Origin of the sequence: Burkholderia cepacia ATCC 25416, assembly GCF_001411495.1 — a bacterium.
GTDB lineage: Bacteria > Pseudomonadota > Gammaproteobacteria > Burkholderiales > Burkholderiaceae > Burkholderia > Burkholderia cepacia.
In genome coordinates this window covers 80,327-99,919 of record NZ_CP012983.1, presented here as the reverse complement: position 1 = coordinate 99,919, position 19,593 = coordinate 80,327, and the positions used below count along the sequence as shown (strand labels likewise).

Genomic DNA, 19,593 nt, shown 5'->3' with positions numbered 1-19,593 from the left:
GATTGATGGAGCGCCGTGCCGCCGATCGAGCGGCACGGTTGTCCGTCATCGTGCGCTGCGCGGATATCACGTCGAATTCGCGGTTCCCGTTAATCGTCAATCCAGGCCGGGTCCCGATCGGCACGAGTTGAACAAGATGAATGCACCTGACCTCAATCTCTTGATTGTTCTGGATGCCTTGCTGTCCGAGAACAGCGTCGCGCGGGCCGCGGAGACGCTCGGCCTCAGCCCGTCGGCATTGAGCCGGTCCCTGGCCCGCCTGAGGGCCACGACGGGTGATCCGCTGCTCGTCAGGGCCGGACGCGATCTGGTGCCGACGCCTCATGCGCTTGAACTGCGGGTCCAGGTTCGCGCGCTCGTGGAAGGGGCGCAGGCTGTCCTTTGTCCGTGCAAGAACGCGGACCTCGGCGGGCTCGAGCGCACGTTTACGATCCGTGCCAACGAAGGGTTCGTCGATACGTTCGCGGCCGAACTGCTCGCGCTGGTGATGGAAACCGCGCCGAACGTTCGGCTGCGCTTCGCGCCGAAGCCGGACAAGAGTGTCGAGGCGTTGCGCATGGGGGCCGTCGATCTCGAAATCGGCGTGGTGGGCCATACGGGCCCCGAATTGCGTGTACAGGCGCTGTTCCGCGACCGCTTCATCGGCGTCGTTCGGGCCGGTCACCCGCTTGCGCGGGAGGAGGTCACGCCGCAGCGATATGCATCGTTCGGCCATATCAGCGTGTCGCGGCGGGGGCAGCTCAGCGGTCCCATCGACAACGTGCTTGATACGCTGGGGCTGCAGCGAACCGTCGCGGCGATCGTGTCCGGTTTTCCCGCCGCATTGTCCCTGGCGCGCGATTCGGATTTGATCGCCAATGTTCCGGAGCGGCAGACCGCGAAATCGCGGGGGGGAATGTTCAGCTTCCCGTTGCCGGTGCTGACTGCCACGTTGACGGTTTCGCAGATATGGCATCCGCGCTTCGATAACGACCCCGCGCATCGCTGGCTGCGCAGTTGCCTGCGACGTGTCTGCGCGACCCAGGCGTCGTCGTTGTACGATGTCGGCGCACCTGAACCATGACGGTGCACACGTCACGTTCGCGCGCGTCAACTGCATGAATACATTGAGCCTGACGCATCTTCCGCGCGGGATTGCAACTCGGTATGCTCAACCTTGTCCGATTGCTGCGTCCGGCGTAATTAATCCGTATTGCATTGTTTCGCTCAATGCACCTTGATTCGTGATTGTTGCCTGATCGTTGCTGATAATGATCCCGAGGTACGCGAGCGGCACATGGCCGATTCGCGTGCATTACTGACTTAATAAATAAAGAAACAGGCTGGCGCTTTGGCGCCAAGCACTGTCGTTTGCGCTTTCGAGGGCTGAACAGGATGATTCACGCTTCGCAGGATGGGCGTGCGCCGAGTCGGCCAGCATGGTTAATTGTTCTGGAGATTAGAATGACTCGGTTGGCATTGAACATGACACCCCCCACTGCGGTCGCGTTGAGCACGAGAGAGTGTGAAGTATTGAAATGGGCAGCCGAAGGGAAGACTGCCTATGAGATAGGCATGATTCTCGGATTGACCGAACGTACGATCAATTTTCACATTTCACGTTCCATTGCCAAGCTGGACGCTTCGAACAAGACAAACGCGGTCGTGAAAGCCGTGCTGATGGGCCTGATCGTATTCGTTTAGAAAGGACCCGGGGCGCCCGCCCCGGGAAGCCGTTTGTCAGATCGCGCCCTGGAACGCCAGCACGCGTGCCTTGAACTCTTCGGGAACCGGCATCGTCGCATTGCTCGCATAGTCGAACATCACGTGCGTCGACTGTGCGCGGGCAACGATCGCGTCGTCGCCGGCCGCGCCGTTGTCCCGCATCATCAGGTGCTCGAGCTCGAAGCTCTTCGAGCCGAAACGGGTAATGCTGCTGCGTACCGTGATCGTATCCCCGTACTGCGCGGGCTTCAGGTACTCGCACGACGTCTTGACCATGATGTGCGGCAACTTCTCCGAATACGGCAGCTCCAGCAGGTCGTGCATGAACGTCAGATACGCGTGTTGAAGGTAATCGTAATAAACCGGGCTGCTGACATGCCCGAGTCCGTCCGTCTCCCGGTATTTAACGGTAATTTCAGTTTCATAATGATTTTTCGTCATGTGTATCTCCATGTGAGAGTGCGAGGTGCAATGGCGCATGTCCTCGCGATGAAAATAAATTGAATCGGATGGTTTTAGATACTGTAAAAAATGGCAGATTGAGGAATTCGATCGGCGACTGAGATAAATGACAGTATCGAATCGAATTTGATAAAGCTTTAATTGACCCCCGTGAGTTTCGTATTGTCGAATCGAAATCGGAGAGTCAAGTGGAACAGCCTCATCTGAAAGGGACGGCGGCGGTCACCGGGGCAATGCAACTGCGCGGCGAGTTGCATGCCGACGCCGCGACCACTCGTGTGGTACGTGGCGCCCAGCGCGCACTCGCCCGCATCCTCGCGGGCAGGGACGATCGCCTCGCGTTGATCGTCGGGCCGTGCTCGATTCACGACACGGACGCCGCGCTCGAATTCGCGCGCCGGCTCGCGCCGCTGCGGGCGCGTTACGCCGATACGCTCGAGGTCGTGATGCGCACGTACTTCGAAAAGCCGCGCACCACGGTCGGCTGGAAGGGCTTGATCAACGATCCGCGGCTCGACGGAAGCTATCGCGTCGATGACGGGCTGCGTCTTGCGCGTCGCCTGCTGCTCGACGTCAACGCACTCGGCATGCCGGTCGCGACCGAGTTTCTCGATCCGCTCACGGCGCCCTACCTCGACGATCTGGTGTCCTGGGGTGCGATCGGCGCACGCACGACCGAGTCGCAGATTCACCGGCAGATCGCATCCGGCCTCGATGCGCCGATCGGCTTCAAGAACGGCACCGACGGCAACGTGAAGATCGCGATCGACGCGGTTCGCACGTCGCGGGCAGCGCATCACTATCTCCGTCCGCGTGACGAAGGCGGCCTCGAGGTCGCGTCCACGCAGGGCAATCCGAATACGCACATCGTGCTGCGCGGCGGGCGCGTGCCGAACTACGACGACGTCAGCGTGACGGCCGCCTGTGCGGCGCTGCGCGATGCGCAGTTGCCGCCGCACGTCGTGATCGATGCGAGTCACGGCAACAGCGGAAAGCAGACGCGCGCCCAAATCGCCGTATGCGAGAACGTGGCCGGGCAGCTGCGCGACGGGCAGCGCGCGATTGCCGGCGTGATGGTCGAGTCGTTTCTCGTCGAGGGGCGGCAGGACATCGTGCCCGGCCGGGCACTGACCTACGGGCAGAGCGTGACGGACGCCTGTCTCGGCTGGGAGGACACGGTTGCACTGATCGAGCTGTTCGCCGCCGCGGTCGCGTCGCGGCGGCGGTCCCGAGTCGGCTTTCTGGTACCGGGTGTTCCGGCCGGCACCGTACAAGCCATTTCTTACTGAAAGGAGCTTTCTTGAACTCACCCATCGATATCGCACACGCGCTCGACTGGAAGGGGGACGGCGCAAGCCGGACACCGTTCGAAGCCTATACGAGCGATGCGCTTTACCAGCGCGAACTGGAGCGTTTGTTCTATTCGAAACACTGGTGTTACATCGGCCTCGAGGCGGAAGTGCCGTCTCCCGGCGATTTCCAGCGCACCGAAGTCGGCGAGCGCTCGGTCGTGATGACGCGCACCGAGGACGGCGAGGTGGTCGTGTTCGAGAACGCCTGCGCGCATCGCGGCATGCAGTTCTGTCGTGAACGCGCGGGGAACGCGAAGGATTTCCACTGCCCGTATCACCAGTGGAACTACGACCTGAAGGGCAACCTGGTCGGCGTGCCGTTCCGGCGCGGCGTACGGCAGAGCGGCAAGATCAACGGCGGCATGCCGCCGGATTTCGATCCGAAGAATCACGCGTTGCGGCGGCTGCGCGTGTCGACGCGCGGCGGCGCGGTGTTCGCGTCGTTCGACCAGGACGTCGAGTCGTTCGAGGATTTCCTCGGTCCCGACATCCTGCGCTATTACGACCGCCTGTTCCACGGGCCGAAGCTGACCGTGCTCGGTTATACGCGCCAGCGCGTGCCGAGCAACTGGAAGCTGATGGTGGAGAACATCAAGGACCCCTATCACGCGGGGCTCCTGCACACCTGGTTCGTCAACTTCGGGCTGTGGCGCGCGGACAATCCGGCCCAGCTGGTCACCGACGCGCATCACCGTCACGGCGCGATGATCTCGATCCGCAGCGGCGGGGGCGGCGGCGAGGTCACGCACAACGTGACGAGCTTCAAGGAGCGCATGACGCTGAACGACGACCGTTTCCTCGACGTCGTGCACGAGCCGTGGTGGGGCGAGCCGACCGTCGTGATGTTGACGTTGATGCCGAGCGTGATCATCCAGCAGCAGGTGAATGCGCTGTCGACCCGGCGCATCCGCCCGGTCAGCCCCGGCGTGTTCGATTACGTCTGGACGCACTTCGGATTCGAGACGGACGACGAGGACATGACGCGCCGGCGGCTGCGTCAGGCCAACCTGTTCGGGCCGGCCGGCTTCGTTTCGGCGGACGACGGCGAAGTGATCGAGTGCGTGCAGCAGAGCTTCGAGCAGATCCAGCACGGCAACGTATACAACGAGCTCGGCGGCCGCGAAGTCGACGAGCGCACCGACCACATGGTCAGCGAAACGCTCGTGCGCGGCATGTACCAGTACTGGCGCCACGTGATGGAGGCATGAATGACGATTTCATCCGCATTGGCCGACGCACGGCCCGCGACGCGCGGCACCGGAACGGTTGCGGCGACCTTCGCCGATTTCTACGGGCTCGTGGACCTGAACGCGCGCTACGCGTCCGCGCTGGATCGCGGCGACTGGGACGCGTGGCCGGAATTCTTCGAGGAGGACTGCACGTATCAGCTGTTGCCGCGCGAGAACCATGAACGCGACTTTCCGCTTGCGCTGCTCGCGTTCGAGAGCAAGGGGATGCTGAAGGATCGCGTGTACGGCATCAAGGAGACGCTGTTTTACGACCCGTATTACCAGCGCCACCTGATCGGCACGCCGCTCATCACGTATCTCGACGAATCGGTCATCGAGGCCGAGACGAACTACGCGGTGCTGCGTACCAAGAGCGAGCAGATGAGCGACGTGTACAACACCGGTCGTTATCTCGACCGGATACGCCGCACGCCGCACGGGCTGCGTTTCGAGTCGCGCATCTGCGTGTACGACAGCGAGATGGTGCCGAATTCGATCATCTATCCGATCTGAGGAGGCAGCGTGAAGACGGAATGGACCTATGCGGTCGATACGGCCGCGGTACGCGAGGAGGGGCTGACGGGCGTGATCGTCGGCGGGCGCGACATTGCGCTGTTCGCGGTCGACGACGAGATCTTCGCGACCGACAACCAGTGCACGCACGGCGAGGCGCGCCTGAGCGACGGTTTTCTGCTCGACGACGAAATCGAGTGCCCGCTGCATCAGGGGCGCTTCAGCGTGCGGACCGGTGCCGCGCTGTGCGCGCCGGTCACGGCTTGCGTGAAGACGTTCCCGGTGAAGATCGAGGCGGGCCGGGTGTTCGTGCGATTCGATACCGAAGTCGCGCATGACGAAGCGGATGCATCAACGGGAGAGCGGACATGAGTGCCTATGTGGTGGTGGATGTCGACGTATACGACGAAGTGCGATTTGCCGAATACCGGAAGCTCGGTGTGCCGACGATCGCCGCGCACGGCGGCCGCGTGCTCGCGCGCAGCGACGACGTGGTCGTGCTCGAAGGCGAATGGACGCCGCGGCGCCTGGTCGTGCTGGAGTTCGACGATCTCGACGCGGCGCGCCGCTGGCACGGTTCCGACGAATATCAGCGCGCGAGGCAGCTGCGGCTCGATGCGGCCGACACGCACAGCATCGCGCTCGGGAGCCTGTGAAACCGGGGCCGCGCTCGGCCGCGGCCCGCGAGACCAAGTGGGGGAAGACATGACGGCATATATCGTGTTTGACATCGACGTTCACGACGCACGCGGTTATGAGCAGTACCGCGAGATCGGCGCGCCGACCGTCGCTGAATTCGGCGGGCGTTTCCTGGTGCGCGGCGGCGAGGCGGCAACGCTCGAAGGCGCGTGGTCGCCTCGGCGCGTCGTGGTGCTCGAATTCGATTCGATCGACCGCGCAAAGGCGTGGTACGAATCCGACGGCTATCGGCGCGCACGGGATATTCGCGAACGCACCGCACGCACGATCGGCATCATCGTACAGGGCGCGGCACCGGCGGCAACCGTGGGAGAGCAGGGATGACCGGGACGACTTCGGCGGCGCGCATCGCGATCGTGGGCGCGGGTATCGGCGGGTGCGCGCTCGGCGCGATGCTGCAACGGATCGGCCATGACGTGCGCCTGTTCGAGCAGGCGCCGGCGTTTGCCCGGGTGGGCGCCGGCATTCACCTGAGCCCGAACCTGATGCGGGTGATGCGGCTGCTCGGCGTGCATCGCCAGGCCCTGTGGGCGGGCCAGGAACCCGATGCGTTCGCCAACCGCCAGGCGGCCGACGGTGAGCTGCTGTATCGGCTGCCGCTCGGCGAACACGCGATCGGCCGCTTCGGCGCGACGTTCGTGACGCTCAAGCGCGGCGACCTGCATGCCGCGCTGTTGGGGGCGGTGGCGCCCGGGACGATCGCGTGGGGCAAGCGTCTCGCCGGCCTCGACCCGGCGGGCGACGCGATCAGGCTGACGTTCGAGGACGGTTCGAGCGAAACGGCCGATCTGGTGATCGGGGCAGACGGCCTGCGCTCGCGCGTGCGCGAGGCGCTGCGCGGATTCGAGGCGCCGGAATTCTCCGGGCAGGTCGCGTTTCGCGGGGCGTATCCGCGCGCGCTGCTGGGCGAACTCGCGATCGAGGATCTGACCAAGTGGTGGGGCGACCGGAAATTCGTGCTGTCGTACTGGCTCGATCGTGCGCGCCGCGAATTCTATTTCGCCGCGATGACACCGCAGGCCGAGTGGCCCACGCAGGCTTCGTCGATGCCGGGCGACGTCGACGAGATGCAGGCGATCTTCGCGGATTTTCATCCGGCCGTGCGTCACATGCTGGCACGCGCGCCACGCGAGTCGGTCATGAAGTGGGCGTTGTTCGAACGTTCGCCGCAGTTCGAGTTCGGCAACGAGCGCGTCGTGCTGATCGGCGACGCCTGTCATCCGATGCGCCCGTTCATGTCGCAGGGCGCGGCCATGGCGCTCGAGGACGCGACGATCCTGCTGCGTGCGCTCATCGGCTCGTCGAACGCGGCGAGTGCGTTCTCGACCTATGCGCAGTGCCGGGTCGCGAGACTCGGCGAAGTGCATCGCGTGTCCGCCGCGAATACCTTCATGCACGGCCCGACCGAGCCGGACTGGGTGTTCGGCTACGATGCGCTGACCGCGCACGCGTCGCCCGCGCTGCCGCCGTTACCTGTCGAGCTGGACTGGCTGGTCGGCGCGTCGCCGCTCGCCGCGCGCATGCAGGCCGCGGCGACGCGTGCGGTACCGTCGCATCGGTCGCCGCCGATGCCGCACGCGCAGGCGCCGTATTAGACCGGTGCCGGATTGCGCTCGAAGCCGCGCTGGTGCCAGTACGGGTAGGGCAGTTGCGTCGTACTGGCGGCATCGAGCCGTTTCACCTGGTCGGGTGTCAAGGCCCAGCTGGCCGCCTGCGCGTTCTCGCGCAATTGCGTGGCGTTTCGGGCGCCGATGATCACGTTCGCGACGGTCGGCCGCCGCAGCAACCAATTGAGTGCGACCTGCGCGACCGACTTGCCGGTTTCGGCGGCGATCTCGTCGAGCGCGTCGACGACGTGGTGCAGCAGGGCATCCGTGACGGGCGGCCCCTCGTTGGCGGTCTTGTGCAGCCGGCTCGTCTCCGGCAACGGTCGGCCCCGTCCGATCAGGCCGGTCAGCCGTCCCCACCCGAGCGGGCTCCAGACGATCGCGGACACCTGCTGGTCGAGCGCGAGCGGCATCAGCTCCGTTTCGTAGTCGCGGCCGATCAGCGAATAGTAGACCTGGTGCACGGCATGTCGCGTGAGCCCGTCGCGATCGGCGGCCGCGAGCGACTTCATCAGGTGCCAGCCGGAGAAGTTCGAGCAGCCGATCACGCGGATCTTGCCGGCGCGCACGAAATCGTCAAGCGTGCGCAGGGTTTCCTCGACGCGTGTCTGGGCATCGAATCCATGCAACTGGTACACGTCGATGTAGTCGGTGCCGAGCCGCTTGAGGCTGCCGTGAATGGCATTGGCGAGATGATGGCGCGACGACCCGACGTCATTCGGGCCTTCGCCGAGCCGGAACGTGCCCTTCGTCGACACGATCACGCGATCGCGCCGGCCGGCGATCGCCTGGCCGAGCAGCTCTTCGGCGAGTCCGTCGGAATAGACGTCCGCGCTGTCGAACATCGAGATGCCGGCGTCGAGCGCGATGTCGAGGAGCTCGCGCGCGCCGGCGGCGTCCGTGCTGCCCCATTCCCTGAAGAATGCGTTGCCGCCGCCGAACGTCGCGGTGCCGAGACTCAGAACGGGAACCTTGAAGCCGGTTCCGCCGAGGGTTCGGTATTCCATGATCGGTACTCCTTGTAGAAGCGTGAAGGACTGCAGGATGGCGCCGCGAGGGCGCCGCGAGGGTGTCGGATACGGGCGGCGGACGGCAGGGCATGCGCCCGCCGTCCGCCGGGGTTCACGGGGGCGACCGGTCGGTGTGCATCAGCCACGCTGTCAGCAGGACGCCGGCGAATGCGGCGCAAGCGCCGACGGCGAAGGCGGACGGGTAGTCGGTACGCGCGACGACCCAGCCCGCGAGCGGGCCGGTGCACGCATAGGCGACGTCCTGGAACGCCGTGAAGCCGCCGAGGGCGGTGCCGCGTGCCTGCGCCGGCACGTGCCGGAGGGTGGCGACACCGAGCGCGGGAAAGACCAGCGAACAACCGAGGCCGGACACGGTCGCGCCGACGAGCGCGACGCCGGATACCGGCGCCGCCCACAGGAGAAGCTGGCCGATCGCCTCGACCGCGAGCGCGGCGAGTGCGACCGGATAACCGCCGAACCGGTCGGGCAGATGGCCGAACAGGACGCGGACGAGGACGAAGGCGCCGCCGAAGCAACTGAGCGCGAGGCCCGCGCCTTCCCATCCGCGCGCCTGGAACAGCAGCGTCACGAACGCGCCGATCGCCGCGAAACCGACGCCCTGCAGCGCGAGGCTGCATCCGGGCCGCGCGATGATTCGCAGCACGCGGGACAGCGGCACCCGCAGGCCCGGCTGCGGCGCGACGGCAGGCAGCGAAGCGACGAGCGCGAGTGCGATGCAGGGCAGGACGATCGTGGCGCCGGCCACGGCCGCCAGCCCGCCGGCGCGCGCGAGCGCCATCCCGCATGGGGCGCCGAGCGCGATCGCGCCGTAGAGGGCCATGCCCGTCCACGAGAGCACGCGGCCCGAGCGGGTCGCGCCGAGCGTGCCGATGCCCCACGCGAGCGCCCCGGTGACGAGCTGGCTTTCGCCGAGCCCGGACAGCAGCCGCGCGGCAACCAGCAGCGCGAGACGTGCGCCGGGGCCGGCCGGCGCCGTGGCGCTCGCGACGTAGACGCCGCCCGCGACGACGCACGACACGAGCCCCGCGCACATCGTGCGCTTCGCGCCACGATGATCGGCGCGGCGGCCCGCGACGCTCCGCGTGAGCACGGTGGCGAGGAATTGCGCGCCGACCGCCGTGCCGACGACGAGCGTGCCGAAGCCGAGCGTGTCGTGCACGTACAGCGGCACGACGGGCAGCAGGAGGCCGAAGGTCAGCGCGCCGAGAAAGACGCCGAAACAGATGAGCCGGGCCGTGCGTGCCGGGGCGATGTCGGGTGCGACTACGTTTTGGAGGTCGGGGGCGTTCATCGGAAGGGGCCGGTTGATCGGCGTCACGGACGCCGGTAGCGGATGGACCAGACGGTCAGCAGGGTCGCGCCGAACAGCAGCAGGCAACCGAACGAGAAATCGTTGAGCGCGAGCATGTGGGCTTGCACGTCGATCGAGCGGCTGACCGACGCGAGCGCGCCGGCCGGCGACATGCCCGCATGTTCGAGCCGGGCGAGCCAGTCGCCGGCGGCCGGATCGAACGGCGTGATGCGATCGACGAGGTATGTGTTGTGAACGCGCGAGCGCCGCTCGAAATAGGTCGGCGCGACGGAGGTGGCGACGCTGGTGCCGATCCGGCGCAGCGCATTCTGCACGCCCGACGCCGCCGGCAGCCTTTCGCGCGGCAACCCGGCGATCGACAGCGACACGAGCGGGGTGATGAAAAACGCGGTGGCCGCGCCCATCAGCAGCGAGTTGGCCGCGATGTCGCCGAGCGTCACGTCGGTATTGAAGCCCATGCGCCAGAACGACGCCGCGCCCCAGCCGACCAGCGCCACGGTCGCGAGGTGGCGCGGGTCGGTGCGCCCCTGGATGCGCCCGATCAACGGCGCGATCACGATACCCGCGATGCCGAGCGGCGCGGTGGCGATGCCGGCCCAGGTTGCCGTGTAGCCCTGCTCGGTCTGCAACCAGAGCGGCACGAGCACGAGCGCGCCGTAATAGACGCCGAAGCCGACCGTCACCGCGATCGTTCCCGCGGTGAAGCCGCGATCCGCGAACAGCCGCAGGTCGACGATCGGATGCGCGTCGGTCAGCTCCCAGAGGACCAGCGCGACGAACGACACGACGCAGAGCACGGCGAGCGCGCGGATCTCGACCGCCGCGAACCAGTCGAGGTTCTGGCCGCGGTCGAGCATCAGCTGCAGCGAGCCGAATGCGGCGGCGAGCAGCAGCAGGCCGACGAAATCGACGGGAAGGTGGCGGGTCGGGTTGTCGCGCCGGCCGAGGAAGCGGGTCAGCACGAGCAGGACCAGCGCCCCTGTCGGCACGTTGACATAGAAGATGTAGGGCCACGAGAGGTTGTCGGTGATCCAGCCGCCGGCGATCGGGCCGAGCACGGGCGCGACGAACGTGGTGGTCTGCCAGACCGACAGCGCGACGTTGCGGCGCGCGGCCGGAAACACGGCCAGCAGCAGCGCCTGCGAGAGCGCGGTGATCGGCCCGGAGGCCGCGCCCTGCAGCGCGCGGAACAGCAGCAGCGATTCGAAATTCGGTGCGAGGCCGCACAGGATCGAGGTCAGGACGAACAGCACGACCGAGACCCGGAACAGCCGCACCTGGCCGAAGCGCTGCGCGAGCCAGCCGGTCAGCGGCAGCGTGATCGCGAGCGGCGTCGCGAACGACGTCAGCATCCAGGTGCCCATGTCGGGCGCGACGCCGAGATCGCCGGCGATGGTCGGTACCGCGACGTTGGCGATCGTCAGGTCGAGCGTCTGCATGAAGTTGGCGACGCTGATCGCGATCGCGACGAGCACGAGAGCCGGGCCCTGCAGCGGCTCCAGCGGCAGTTTCGGCGCCGCAGCCCGAGCGACGGGCGCCATGCTCAGGCTCCCGGCGCGCGGCGCACGGCAACGCCGTCGTTCGCGCGGATCGTGTCGTTGACGAGGGCGTCGCCGGACGAGGCATCGTCATCGAAGATCGACGTCGCGTCGATCGGGCGCCGGGCGGCGGCCGGCGCGGGGCGCACGGAGGCCGATGCGGTGCCGGGCGCGTTGTCGCCGAGCACGACCGATGCGTTCATCGACAGGCCGATGCGCAGCGGGTGCGCGCGCAATTCGCCGGGATCGAGCGCGACCCGTACGGGTACACGCTGCACGACCTTGATCCAGTTGCCGGTCGCATTCTGCGCGGGCACCGACGCGAATGCCGAACCCGTGCCCGCCTCGACGCCTTCGATGCGGCCGTGGAACACGACGTCGGAGCCATACAGGTCCGAGCGAAGCTCGACGGCCTGCCCGGCGTGCATGCCGCGCAGCTGCGATTCCTTGAAGTTGGCCTCGACCCACACATGGTCGAGCGGCACGAGCGCCATGGCCGGCGCGCCGGGCGTGACGTGCTGCCCGACCTGCACGACACGGCGTGTCACGAGCCCCGCCAGCGGCGCGCGGATTTCGGTGCGGCGCAGTGCGAGCGCCGCACTGCGCACCCGCGCGGCCGCGGCGCGTACCAGCGGGTTCGAGTCGATCGACGTGCCGTCGACGCGCGCACGCGATGCGTCGTATGCGGCCTGTTGCGCGTCCAGCGCGGCGGACGCGCTGGTCATCGCGTCGCGCGCGTGGCGGATGTCCTCGCGCGATACGCCGCCGTCCTGCGCGAGGCCGAGCCGCCGCTGCAGGTCGTCGGAGGCCTTCGACAGCTCGGCCTTGCGCTGGAGGATCTGCGCCGCCTCGCGCGCCGTGTCGGCATGCGCGGTGCGGTACTCGCGCACCGCATGGGCGAGCTGTGCGACGGCGTCGTCGAGCGCGAGCTTCGCATCGGTCGGATCGACGCGGAACAGCGGATCGCCGGCATGTACCCATTCGGCGTTCTGCACCATGATCGTGTCGACCGTGCCCGCCACCTGCGGCGATACCTGCACGACATCGCCCGTCACGTAGGCGTCGTCGGTCGTCTCGGTACCGCGCGACGTGACCCACCAGTAGCCGCCGGCCAGTGCGGCCAGGGCGAGCGCGATGAAGAACCAGCGGAAATAGCGGCGCCGCGTGGTGCGCAGCGCCTGTTCGGCGGGCGGGGGCGACGCCGCGCCCGCGGCGGCCGGCGCGGCGGCCGGCGGGGTGTCGGTGCGATTCATTGTTGGGCTCCGGGGTTCGTTGCGCCACCGAGCGCGGCGATCAGCCGGACGTGCTCGACGGCAAGTGAGGTATCGGCGCGAGCGACCGACCGGCGGTCTTCAAGCAGCCGGGTTTCGGCCAGCAGCACGTCCAGGTAGCCGGAAATGCCTTTCTGGTAGCGCCGCGTCTCGATGTCGTAGGTCTGCTGCGCGCGTGCCAGCGCATCGCGATTCAGGTCGCGCTGCCTGGCCAGCGCGTCGAGCTGCACGAGCGAGTCGCTGACCTGGGCGAGCGCGTTGACGACGGTGTCGTCGTAGTCGGCGACGGCGGCGTTGTACGCGTCGGTCTGCGCGCGCAGGCCGGCTCGCAGCCTGCCGCCTTCGAAGATCGGCAGCGTGATCGCGGGGCCGGCGCCGAACGTGCCGCTGCTGCCGTGAAGCAGCGCGCGAAAGCCGAAACTCTGCACGCCGACGAACGCCATCAGGTTGATGTCCGGATAGAACGCCGCGCGGGCCGCGTCGATGTCGGCCGACGCGGCCTCGACGCGATAGCGGGCGGCCAGGATGTCGGGCCGGCGCCCGACGAGCGCGGCCGGGAGCGTCGCGGGCAACGGCGCGACGGCATGCAGCACGCGCGGTGACGGCGTGAGCGTGTCCGCATAACCGGGCCCGCGCCCGACGAGCGCCGCGAGCCGGTGGCGCAGCAGCGCAACGGCCGCGCGCTGCCGCTCGACATCGGCCTGCGCGAGCGGCAGCGGCTCGCCGGCACGCGCGACCGCGACCGGCATGTCGAGTCCCGCCGCTTCACGCTGGCGGGTGAGGCGCAGCAGGTAATCGTGCTGACGCAGCGTATCGTTCGCGATGTCGAGCAGTTGCAGCTCGAGCGCGAGCTGCAGGTACGTCTCGACGAGCGCGGCCTGCAACGACACGGTTGCCGCGCGCTCGAGCGACTGCTGCTCGCCGGCGCGCAGGGTCGCGGCGCGGGTCAGCGCGCGCAGGCGCCCGGCAACGTCGAGATCGAACGACGCATTCAGCAGCGCCTGCGCGTTGACTTGCCAGTGGCCTGCGGCGGGGGGCGGGGTGGTGTAGCTGCGCGGCAGCCGCGTCGGCGTCGCGCTGACCGCTGCGCCGAGCAGCGGCAGGGAATCCGCCGCGCTGACGTCGGCTTGCGCGAGCGCTTCGTCGACCCGGGCGCGCTGGGCCTTCAGCGACGGCGCGCCCGCGAGCGCGTCGGCCAGCACGCGGTCGAGCTGCGGATCGCCGAAGGTGCGCCACCATTGCGCGTCCACGTCGGCCTGACCCTTGGCCGCGTGAAGCGCGAGGCCCGGGTCGAGCTGTTCGACCGGGGTGATCTTCTGTTGGTCCGGCTGCTGGCCGAACGGGGCACAACCGGCCATGACGGCCGCCGTCACGGCTGCCGTAGCGATCGGACCCCATCTTCGAGTCGAGACAAGAAACTTGGACATGATCGGTTTCCACGAGTCCGGTTGACGAATTCAGACTATCTAAAAATATATCTTTAGATATTCTCAAACAACGAGCAACTGTCAGAAATGGCAGTGGGGAGCGCCCGTGACGGGGCGGGAAGGGAACCGGGAGCGGGGCAGCCGCGCGCATGGGCGCGACCGTCAGGCGGACGCGGATTCGGCGAGGGCCGCCGCGACGATTTCGTCGATCGACGCGCCGCGCGTGTCGAGCAGGCGATGCGCGCAGGCCCGGTACAGCGGATCGCGCGTCCGCTGCAACTCGGCCAGCACGGCGCGCGGATCGGGCACGTTCAGGAGCGGGCGCGCGGGATCGCGCCCGGTGCGCCGGTACAGCGCGTCGATGTCGCTGACCAGGTAGATCACGTGGCAGCGCGCCTTGAGGCGCGCGCGGGTGTCGTCGCGCAGCACCGCGCCGCCGCCGGTGGCGAGGATCAGCGTGTCGCGTTGCGACAGCGCATCGATGACGCCGGCTTCGCGGGCGCGGAACGTCGGCAGCGGAAACAGCATGGCAAGCGGGGCGCCGAAGCGCTGCTCCATCTCCCGGTCGGAATCCGCGAACGGGCGGTCGAGTGCCGCCGCAAGCGCCGCGCCGATCGTCGTCTTGCCCGCACCGGGCATGCCGATCAACGCGATGCGCGGATGGTGCGCTGCCGTCACAGCCGGCTCCGCAGCGAATGCGTCCGGCGCGTCGCCGCCGTGATACGGCGCAGGCGCACCGTATTGGCGAGGCGGTCCAGGACGCCGGTCATTCTTGCGGGCGATACGGGCGCGGCACCGGGTTGCGCGAGCAGATCGCCCAGCGCGATGCCCCCGACCTGCACGTCGTTCGCAAGCAGCGCATCGGTCAGCATGGCGACGCTCGTATCGATGCCGGCCCACGCATGGCCGAAATCGGCGAGCACGCGGCGCGAGGTCGCGGGTGCCGCGAGGCAGTCGCGCCAGGGCACGAGTACGCCGCCGACGGGCGCCGCGCCACGCGCGGTTTCCAGCAGCCGCCAGCCGTGCGCGGTGGCGCCGTTCCGCGTGCACCAGCGGCCGTAGGCCGTCGCGGACGTATCGACGACCAACGCCGTCGGCAGCCGCAGTCTGCCGAGCCGGCGAAGCAGCGCGGCCCGCGCGTCGTCGTCGACGTCCGGCGTGGCCACGCGCTGCACATGCGTCAGCAACTCCAGTTCGTCTTCGTAGTCCGCGCGCAATGCACGCAGCCATGCGCCGGTGTCGCGACGCAGCGACGGCGGCACGACCCCGAGCAGGACCAGCAGGCGATCGTCGTGACCGTCGCAGATGGCCCGCACCCGGCGCGCGACGGCGGTATCGGCGGACGCGGCACTCATGTCGCGCTCGGCTCGGCAACGGCGCCGGCATCGACGAACGGCGCGCGCGGGTAGGAACCGAGGATTCGCAGGTCGGCGGCGATCGTCCTGATGTCGCCGAGGGCGGCACGGACATGCGCGTCGTCCTGGTGGCCGTCGATGTCGACGAAGAAGCGGTACGCCCACCCGGCGGCGCGGCCGGGACGCGCGTCGAGCCACAGCACCGAGATCCGGTGGCGCGCCAATGCATCGAACACGCCTGCGAGCGCGCCGATCGTATCGTCGAGCTGCAGCAGAAGACTGGTGCGGTCATGGCCTGTCGGCTCTGCCGGGGGCCCGCCGAGGACGAGAAAGCGCGTGCGATTGCCGGGCTCGTCCTGGATCGCGTTCGCCACGATACGCAGTCCGTACTGGTCGGCCGCCCGTTCGCCGGCGATCGCCGCGCAATCCGTCATGCTCGCTGCTTCGCGGGCGGCCGCGGCGTTGCTCGCGACAGGCACGCGGCGCAATTGCGGCGCATGCGCATCGAGCCATGCACGGCACTGCGCCAGCGCCTGCTGATGACCGAGCACGCAGTCGACGCCTTCGAGCGTGCCGGATGCGCTCAGCAGGCAGTGCGCGACCGGCAGCACGATCTCGCCGACCACTGGAGCGGTCGCGTCGGCCAGCAGGTCGATCGCGCGCGTGACGGTGCCTTCGGTTGAATTCTCGATCGGCACCACCGCATGGTCGACGTTCGCGGCCGCCAGTGCGGCGAATGTCGCTTCGAGCGTGTCGCACGCATGTGGACGGATCGGGGCGCCGAAGTAGCGCTGCATCGCGGTCTCGGTAAAGGTGCCGGGCGGGCCGAGGAACGCGACCGACGGCACCCGCTGCAACTCGCGGCTGACGCGGAACAGCGTGTGCCAGATCGCCGCGACGTGGCGCGCCTGCAGCAGCCCGTGCGGCCGGGCGCACAGCCCCGCGACGATTTCCGTTTCCCGGGCCGGCTGGCGGATCGTCCGGCCGTCGAGCGCCTTGAACCGGCCGATCGCGGCGGCGTGCTGCATCCTGCGCGCGATCAGCGCGAGCAGTTCCTGGTCGATGGCATCGATCTGCGCGCGTTGCAGCGCGACCGGATCGAGAGCGGGCAAGTCGGTGGCGGTGAGGGTCATGACGGTACCGTGGAGGTAGCGAAAGAAAGCGGGTGCCCGGTCAGTGCGCGGGGGCGTGCCGGCCGATGCGGGCGGACTCGTGACGCACGCGTTCGAGTGCGACGCCGTACTCGATCTCGAGCTGCGCGACGATCTGCTCGACGCTCAGTACCGTGTCCATCGAGCCCACGCCCTGGCCGGCGCCCCAGATGTCGCGCCACTGGCGCGCGCCGGATTCGGGCGAGAAATCGAGGTGTGCGTGCTCGCTGCGGGGCAGGTTGCGGACGTCCATGCCCGCGGCCTCGATGCTCTGGCGCAGATAGTTGCCGTGCACGCCGCTGAACGCATCGGTGTAGACGATGTCGGCGGCGGTGGCCTCGACGATCGTGTCCTTGTAGCGCTGCGCCACGTTGGCTTCGTGAGACGCGAGGAAGCGGGTGCCCATGTACGCGCAGTCGGCACCCAGTGCAAGCGCCGCCGCGATGGCCGCGCCGGTGGCGATCGCGCCGGACAACGCGATGAAGCCGTCATGAATGCGGCGCACCTCCGACACCAGCGCGAACGGGGACAGCGTGCCGGCATGGCCGCCCGCTCCGGCCGCGACCAGGATCAGGCCGTCGACACCGGCCTCGAGCGCTTTCTCCGCGTGTCGCACGGTCGTGACGTCGTGCAGCACGACACCGCCGTAGGCGTGCACGGCTTCGACGATCTCGCGCGGCGGCGCGCGCAGGCTCGTGATCAGGATCGGCGTGCGCCGGTCGATGCAGATCCGCAAGTCCGCTTCGAGCCGCGTGTTGGTCTGATGGCAGATGTGATTGACCGCGTACGGCCCCACGCACGCATCCGGATGGGCGGCACGGTGCGCGGCCAGTTCCTCGTCGATGCGATCGATCCAGTCGCCGAGCTGCGCGCTCGGTCGCGCATTGAGCGCGGGAAAGGCGCCGACGATCCCGCTCTTGCACTGCGCCAGCACCATCTCGGGGTAGCTGGCGATCAGCATCGGCGACGCGATCAGCGGCAGGCGCAGGTCGTGTAGCGGCGTCGGGCGCATCGGGGTGTCTCCTCCAGTGGTGCTCATTGCGCGACCGGTGCGCGGTCGCGGCGCTCGGCAAGCCGCTCGTGAAAACTGTCGCGACCGACCGCGCAGCGTGTATGGATGCCTTCGCCGACGACGCCGGCCGCATCGCGAACCGACACCTTGTAGGTCATCATCCGGCCTTCCACGGAGATCAGCTCGGCGTCGACCGTGACTTCCCAGTCGGGCGGCGTCGGAGCGAGATGCTTGATCTCGAAGTTGTAGCCGACCGTCATCAGGTCGGAGCCGAGCAGGTGATCGGTTGCCTGCATGCAGGTCTGCTCGATGAAGATGATCATGATCGGGCTGGCAAGGGCGTGCGCTTCGCCGCCCCATTGATCTGCAAGCGAAATCGTATCGACACGGTGCGTGGCACGGGCACGGAGGCCGGGCTGGATGGTCAAGGCAGACTCCTTCGGGATGAGAAACGAAAATTGAGCACTCAGGCCGCGTGCATGTGCGACGCGGTCGCGCGTCGCTGCATCTGGCTGAAGATGTTGCGCGCGTGCATTTCTTCGGTGCCGCCCGCGGTTCCCATGGCGAGTGCGTCGGCAACGAAGGTCGCGAGCGGGCCGCGGCGATAACCGTCGCTGCCGTAGATCGCGAGCAGGTGCAGCGCGGCCTGGGTCAGGTCGCGGGCGCCGCCCAGTTTCGCAATGGAGCAACTGGCGAGCGCGGACGGGTCGCCCGCCCTCAACTGGTCGAGCGCGGCGAGTGCCATCCAGCGCGAGCGCTCCGCACCGACATGAATGTCGACGAGCCGCCGCTGGACATGCTGATGCTTGTCGAGCGTCACGCCGAGCGCGCCGCGTTCGCCGACGTACGCGAGTGCGTCGGCGAGGAACGGCCCGACCACGTCCGCGCACAGCAGGCCGAACAACGCGCGGTTCATTGACGCGATGTCCATCAGCACGCGCAATCCGTCCTTGGGAGTGCAAAGCAAATCGTCCGTGCCGACGGGAACACCGTCGAACGTCATGTCGCCGATCGGCAGATCGGCGACGCCCAGGGTTTCCTGGGGCGCGGTGCGCGTCACGCCGGCGCGTTGCGGATCGAGAAGAACCAGCGCCGTACCGGGGCGACCGTCGTGCGCGGCGCTCGCGGCGACGAGGATCAGTGCCGCGTCCGGGGCGTGGCTGATGTTGTACTTGTGACCGTCGAGGCGACAATCCTGGCCGTCCAGCGTGACGCGGCTCTGCAGTGCACGGATTTCGGTGCCGGTGCCTTTTTCGGAAATGGCGGTCGCGGCCACCGCGCCGGACGTCAGGGCCGGCAGGAAACGGTCGCGCTGCGACGGTGTGCCGTGGAGCAGCAGCGCGCGAATCACGGTCGCCTGATTCGCCAGCGCCATCGCGAAGCCGACGGATCTCGTCGCGGTCACGATCGCCTCGAATGCGGCGATGAACACATTCAACGACGCGTCCGCGCCTGCATCGCGGCCGGCGACGAGCGTGCGCCACAGACCTGCTTCGGACAGCGCGCGCCAGGTTGCCCAGTCGAAGCCGCGGCGCGGCGACGACGCGAAGTGACGCAGCGCGACGGCGCGATAGGTGGCGGCGGCAGCGCGTTGATCGGGGGTGGCTTCGAAGTTCATGGTGTCCCTGAGGCGATGCGGATGCGGTACGGCCAATCTATCCAAAACCCCGGGACGGAGAAACTGTCATTTTTCGCAATCGCTCATCGGCGATGACGGTGCGTTTCCGGACAGCGCCGGCCCGCCACACAAACAAAAATCGACAAATCGGAACAGATGGGCGTGGTGTTCCCGCCTACCATCCGGACGTGCTTCGCGCGTTCCCGCACCACTGCGCGATCGGCAGATGCATCGCCTGCATTTCGCTGCACGTGACTCCCTCGCACCCTCGCACTCTCGCATCCTGACGAGCCGCCAACAGGCAAAGGATTC

General features: G+C 68.0%; 21 protein-coding genes. 9 read left to right on the top strand and 12 right to left on the bottom strand.

Annotation, left to right across the window (positions count from 1 at the left end; genetic code table 11):
- Positions 1–136: 136 nt before the first annotated feature.
- Positions 137–1,063, top strand: a complete 927-nt coding sequence (locus tag APZ15_RS32885) for a LysR family transcriptional regulator (protein WP_034196250.1) — start codon at positions 137–139, stop codon at positions 1,061–1,063.
- A 380-nt stretch (positions 1,064–1,443) separates the two neighbouring features.
- On the top strand, positions 1,444–1,683 hold the full coding sequence (locus APZ15_RS40225; protein ID WP_225723211.1) for a LuxR C-terminal-related transcriptional regulator: 240 nt from the start codon (positions 1,444–1,446) through the stop codon (positions 1,681–1,683).
- 36 nt (positions 1,684–1,719) lie between these two features.
- Here the strand turns inward: APZ15_RS40225 and APZ15_RS32880 are convergent, their stop codons facing one another.
- Positions 1,720–2,145: an acyl-CoA thioesterase gene (locus APZ15_RS32880; RefSeq protein ID WP_021157713.1), complete on the bottom strand. Its 426-nt coding sequence runs from the start codon at positions 2,143–2,145 to the stop codon at positions 1,720–1,722.
- A gap of 209 nt (positions 2,146–2,354) precedes the next feature.
- Here APZ15_RS32880 and APZ15_RS32875 point away from each other — a divergent pair, with 209 nt between their 5' ends.
- Genes APZ15_RS32875 through APZ15_RS32845 form a run of 7 tightly spaced genes read left to right on the top strand, consistent with a single transcriptional unit; the run spans position 2,355 to position 7,554 of the window.
- Entirely contained in the window at positions 2,355–3,455 is a 1,101-nt protein-coding gene (locus APZ15_RS32875) for a 3-deoxy-7-phosphoheptulonate synthase (protein ID WP_063623169.1), read from the top strand.
- 11 nt (positions 3,456–3,466) lie between these two features.
- Positions 3,467–4,726 carry a Rieske 2Fe-2S domain-containing protein gene (locus APZ15_RS32870; protein WP_027792272.1) on the top strand — a complete coding sequence of 420 codons (1,260 nt, stop codon included), beginning with the start codon at positions 3,467–3,469 and terminating at the stop codon, positions 4,724–4,726.
- A complete protein-coding gene (locus APZ15_RS32865; RefSeq protein ID WP_027792273.1) occupies positions 4,727–5,260 on the top strand; it encodes an aromatic-ring-hydroxylating dioxygenase subunit beta in 534 nt (177 codons plus the stop codon). It begins immediately after the preceding gene.
- Positions 5,261–5,269: 9 nt separating this feature from the next.
- A complete protein-coding gene (locus APZ15_RS32860; RefSeq protein WP_027792274.1) occupies positions 5,270–5,632 on the top strand; it encodes a non-heme iron oxygenase ferredoxin subunit in 363 nt (120 codons plus the stop codon).
- Positions 5,629–5,916, top strand: a complete 288-nt coding sequence (locus APZ15_RS32855; protein WP_027792275.1) for a DUF1330 domain-containing protein — start codon at positions 5,629–5,631, stop codon at positions 5,914–5,916. The genes APZ15_RS32860 and APZ15_RS32855 overlap by 4 nt, the downstream gene beginning before the upstream one ends.
- Before the next feature lie 49 nt (positions 5,917–5,965).
- Complete coding sequence (locus APZ15_RS32850) at positions 5,966–6,283, top strand: DUF1330 domain-containing protein (protein WP_027792276.1); 318 nt, start codon at positions 5,966–5,968, stop codon at positions 6,281–6,283.
- Entirely contained in the window at positions 6,280–7,554 is a 1,275-nt protein-coding gene (locus APZ15_RS32845; protein WP_027792277.1) for an FAD-dependent monooxygenase, read from the top strand. Before APZ15_RS32850 ends, APZ15_RS32845 begins: the two co-directional genes overlap by 4 nt.
- Here APZ15_RS32845 and APZ15_RS32840 read toward each other — a convergent pair.
- The 11 genes from APZ15_RS32840 to APZ15_RS32790 form a co-directional block, all read right to left on the bottom strand.
- The gene (locus APZ15_RS32840) at positions 7,551–8,573 is read right to left on the bottom strand and encodes an aldo/keto reductase (protein WP_027792278.1); all 1,023 of its coding nucleotides are present in this window, start codon (positions 8,571–8,573) and stop codon (positions 7,551–7,553) included. The two genes, APZ15_RS32845 and APZ15_RS32840, sit on opposite strands and share 4 nt — an antisense overlap.
- Before the next feature lie 115 nt (positions 8,574–8,688).
- Positions 8,689–9,888 carry an arabinose transporter gene (locus tag APZ15_RS32835; protein ID WP_034196204.1) on the bottom strand — a complete coding sequence of 400 codons (1,200 nt, stop codon included), beginning with the start codon at positions 9,886–9,888 and terminating at the stop codon, positions 8,689–8,691.
- Between the two features lie 23 nt (positions 9,889–9,911).
- The gene (locus APZ15_RS32830) at positions 9,912–11,450 is read right to left on the bottom strand and encodes a DHA2 family efflux MFS transporter permease subunit (RefSeq protein WP_027792280.1); all 1,539 of its coding nucleotides are present in this window, start codon (positions 11,448–11,450) and stop codon (positions 9,912–9,914) included.
- Positions 11,451–11,452: 2 nt separating this feature from the next.
- On the bottom strand, positions 11,453–12,700 hold the full coding sequence (locus APZ15_RS32825) for an HlyD/EmrA/EmrK family protein (RefSeq protein WP_027792281.1): 1,248 nt from the start codon (positions 12,698–12,700) through the stop codon (positions 11,453–11,455).
- On the bottom strand, positions 12,697–14,145 hold the full coding sequence (locus APZ15_RS32820) for an efflux transporter outer membrane subunit (RefSeq protein ID WP_063623170.1): 1,449 nt from the start codon (positions 14,143–14,145) through the stop codon (positions 12,697–12,699). Before APZ15_RS32820 ends, APZ15_RS32825 begins: the two co-directional genes overlap by 4 nt.
- 162 nt (positions 14,146–14,307) lie before the next feature.
- A complete protein-coding gene (locus tag APZ15_RS32815; RefSeq protein ID WP_370448738.1) occupies positions 14,308–14,823 on the bottom strand; it encodes a shikimate kinase in 516 nt (171 codons plus the stop codon).
- On the bottom strand, positions 14,820–15,500 hold the full coding sequence (locus APZ15_RS32810) for a hypothetical protein (protein WP_027792284.1): 681 nt from the start codon (positions 15,498–15,500) through the stop codon (positions 14,820–14,822). Before APZ15_RS32810 ends, APZ15_RS32815 begins: the two co-directional genes overlap by 4 nt.
- On the bottom strand, positions 15,497–16,633 hold the full coding sequence (gene pheA / locus APZ15_RS32805; protein WP_049096441.1) for a prephenate dehydratase: 1,137 nt from the start codon (positions 16,631–16,633) through the stop codon (positions 15,497–15,499). Before pheA ends, APZ15_RS32810 begins: the two co-directional genes overlap by 4 nt.
- 40 nt (positions 16,634–16,673) lie before the next feature.
- The gene (locus tag APZ15_RS32800) at positions 16,674–17,663 is read right to left on the bottom strand and encodes an NAD(P)H-dependent flavin oxidoreductase (RefSeq protein WP_027792285.1); all 990 of its coding nucleotides are present in this window, start codon (positions 17,661–17,663) and stop codon (positions 16,674–16,676) included.
- Between the two features lie 23 nt (positions 17,664–17,686).
- Entirely contained in the window at positions 17,687–18,091 is a 405-nt protein-coding gene (locus tag APZ15_RS32795) for a thioesterase family protein (RefSeq protein ID WP_027792286.1), read from the bottom strand.
- Between the two features lie 38 nt (positions 18,092–18,129).
- The gene (locus APZ15_RS32790; protein ID WP_027792287.1) at positions 18,130–19,281 is read right to left on the bottom strand and encodes an acyl-CoA dehydrogenase family protein; all 1,152 of its coding nucleotides are present in this window, start codon (positions 19,279–19,281) and stop codon (positions 18,130–18,132) included.
- Positions 19,282–19,593: the final 312 nt, after the last annotated feature.

Excerpts from the sequence above, each read along its gene's own strand:
- APZ15_RS32885 (WP_034196250.1), top strand. The coding sequence starts at position 137 with ATGAATGCACCTGACCTCAATCTCTTGATTGTTCTGGATGCCTTGCTG.
- APZ15_RS40225 (WP_225723211.1), top strand. The coding sequence starts at position 1,444 with ATGACTCGGTTGGCATTGAACATGACACCCCCCACTGCGGTCGCGTTG.
- APZ15_RS32880 (WP_021157713.1), bottom strand. The coding sequence starts at position 2,145 with ATGACGAAAAATCATTATGAAACTGAAATTACCGTTAAATACCGGGAG.
- APZ15_RS32865 (WP_027792273.1), top strand. The coding sequence starts at position 4,727 with ATGACGATTTCATCCGCATTGGCCGACGCACGGCCCGCGACGCGCGGC.
- APZ15_RS32855 (WP_027792275.1), top strand. The coding sequence starts at position 5,629 with ATGAGTGCCTATGTGGTGGTGGATGTCGACGTATACGACGAAGTGCGA.
- APZ15_RS32850 (WP_027792276.1), top strand. The coding sequence starts at position 5,966 with ATGACGGCATATATCGTGTTTGACATCGACGTTCACGACGCACGCGGT.
- APZ15_RS32845 (WP_027792277.1), top strand. The coding sequence starts at position 6,280 with ATGACCGGGACGACTTCGGCGGCGCGCATCGCGATCGTGGGCGCGGGT.
- APZ15_RS32840 (WP_027792278.1), bottom strand. The coding sequence starts at position 8,573 with ATGGAATACCGAACCCTCGGCGGAACCGGCTTCAAGGTTCCCGTTCTG.
- APZ15_RS32835 (WP_034196204.1), bottom strand. The coding sequence starts at position 9,888 with ATGAACGCCCCCGACCTCCAAAACGTAGTCGCACCCGACATCGCCCCG.
- APZ15_RS32830 (WP_027792280.1), bottom strand. The coding sequence starts at position 11,450 with ATGGCGCCCGTCGCTCGGGCTGCGGCGCCGAAACTGCCGCTGGAGCCG.
- APZ15_RS32825 (WP_027792281.1), bottom strand. The coding sequence starts at position 12,700 with ATGAATCGCACCGACACCCCGCCGGCCGCCGCGCCGGCCGCCGCGGGC.
- APZ15_RS32820 (WP_063623170.1), bottom strand. The coding sequence starts at position 14,145 with ATGTCCAAGTTTCTTGTCTCGACTCGAAGATGGGGTCCGATCGCTACG.
- APZ15_RS32810 (WP_027792284.1), bottom strand. The coding sequence starts at position 15,500 with ATGAGTGCCGCGTCCGCCGATACCGCCGTCGCGCGCCGGGTGCGGGCC.
- pheA (WP_049096441.1), bottom strand. The coding sequence starts at position 16,633 with ATGACCCTCACCGCCACCGACTTGCCCGCTCTCGATCCGGTCGCGCTG.
- APZ15_RS32800 (WP_027792285.1), bottom strand. The coding sequence starts at position 17,663 with ATGCGCCCGACGCCGCTACACGACCTGCGCCTGCCGCTGATCGCGTCG.
- APZ15_RS32790 (WP_027792287.1), bottom strand. The coding sequence starts at position 19,281 with ATGAACTTCGAAGCCACCCCCGATCAACGCGCTGCCGCCGCCACCTAT.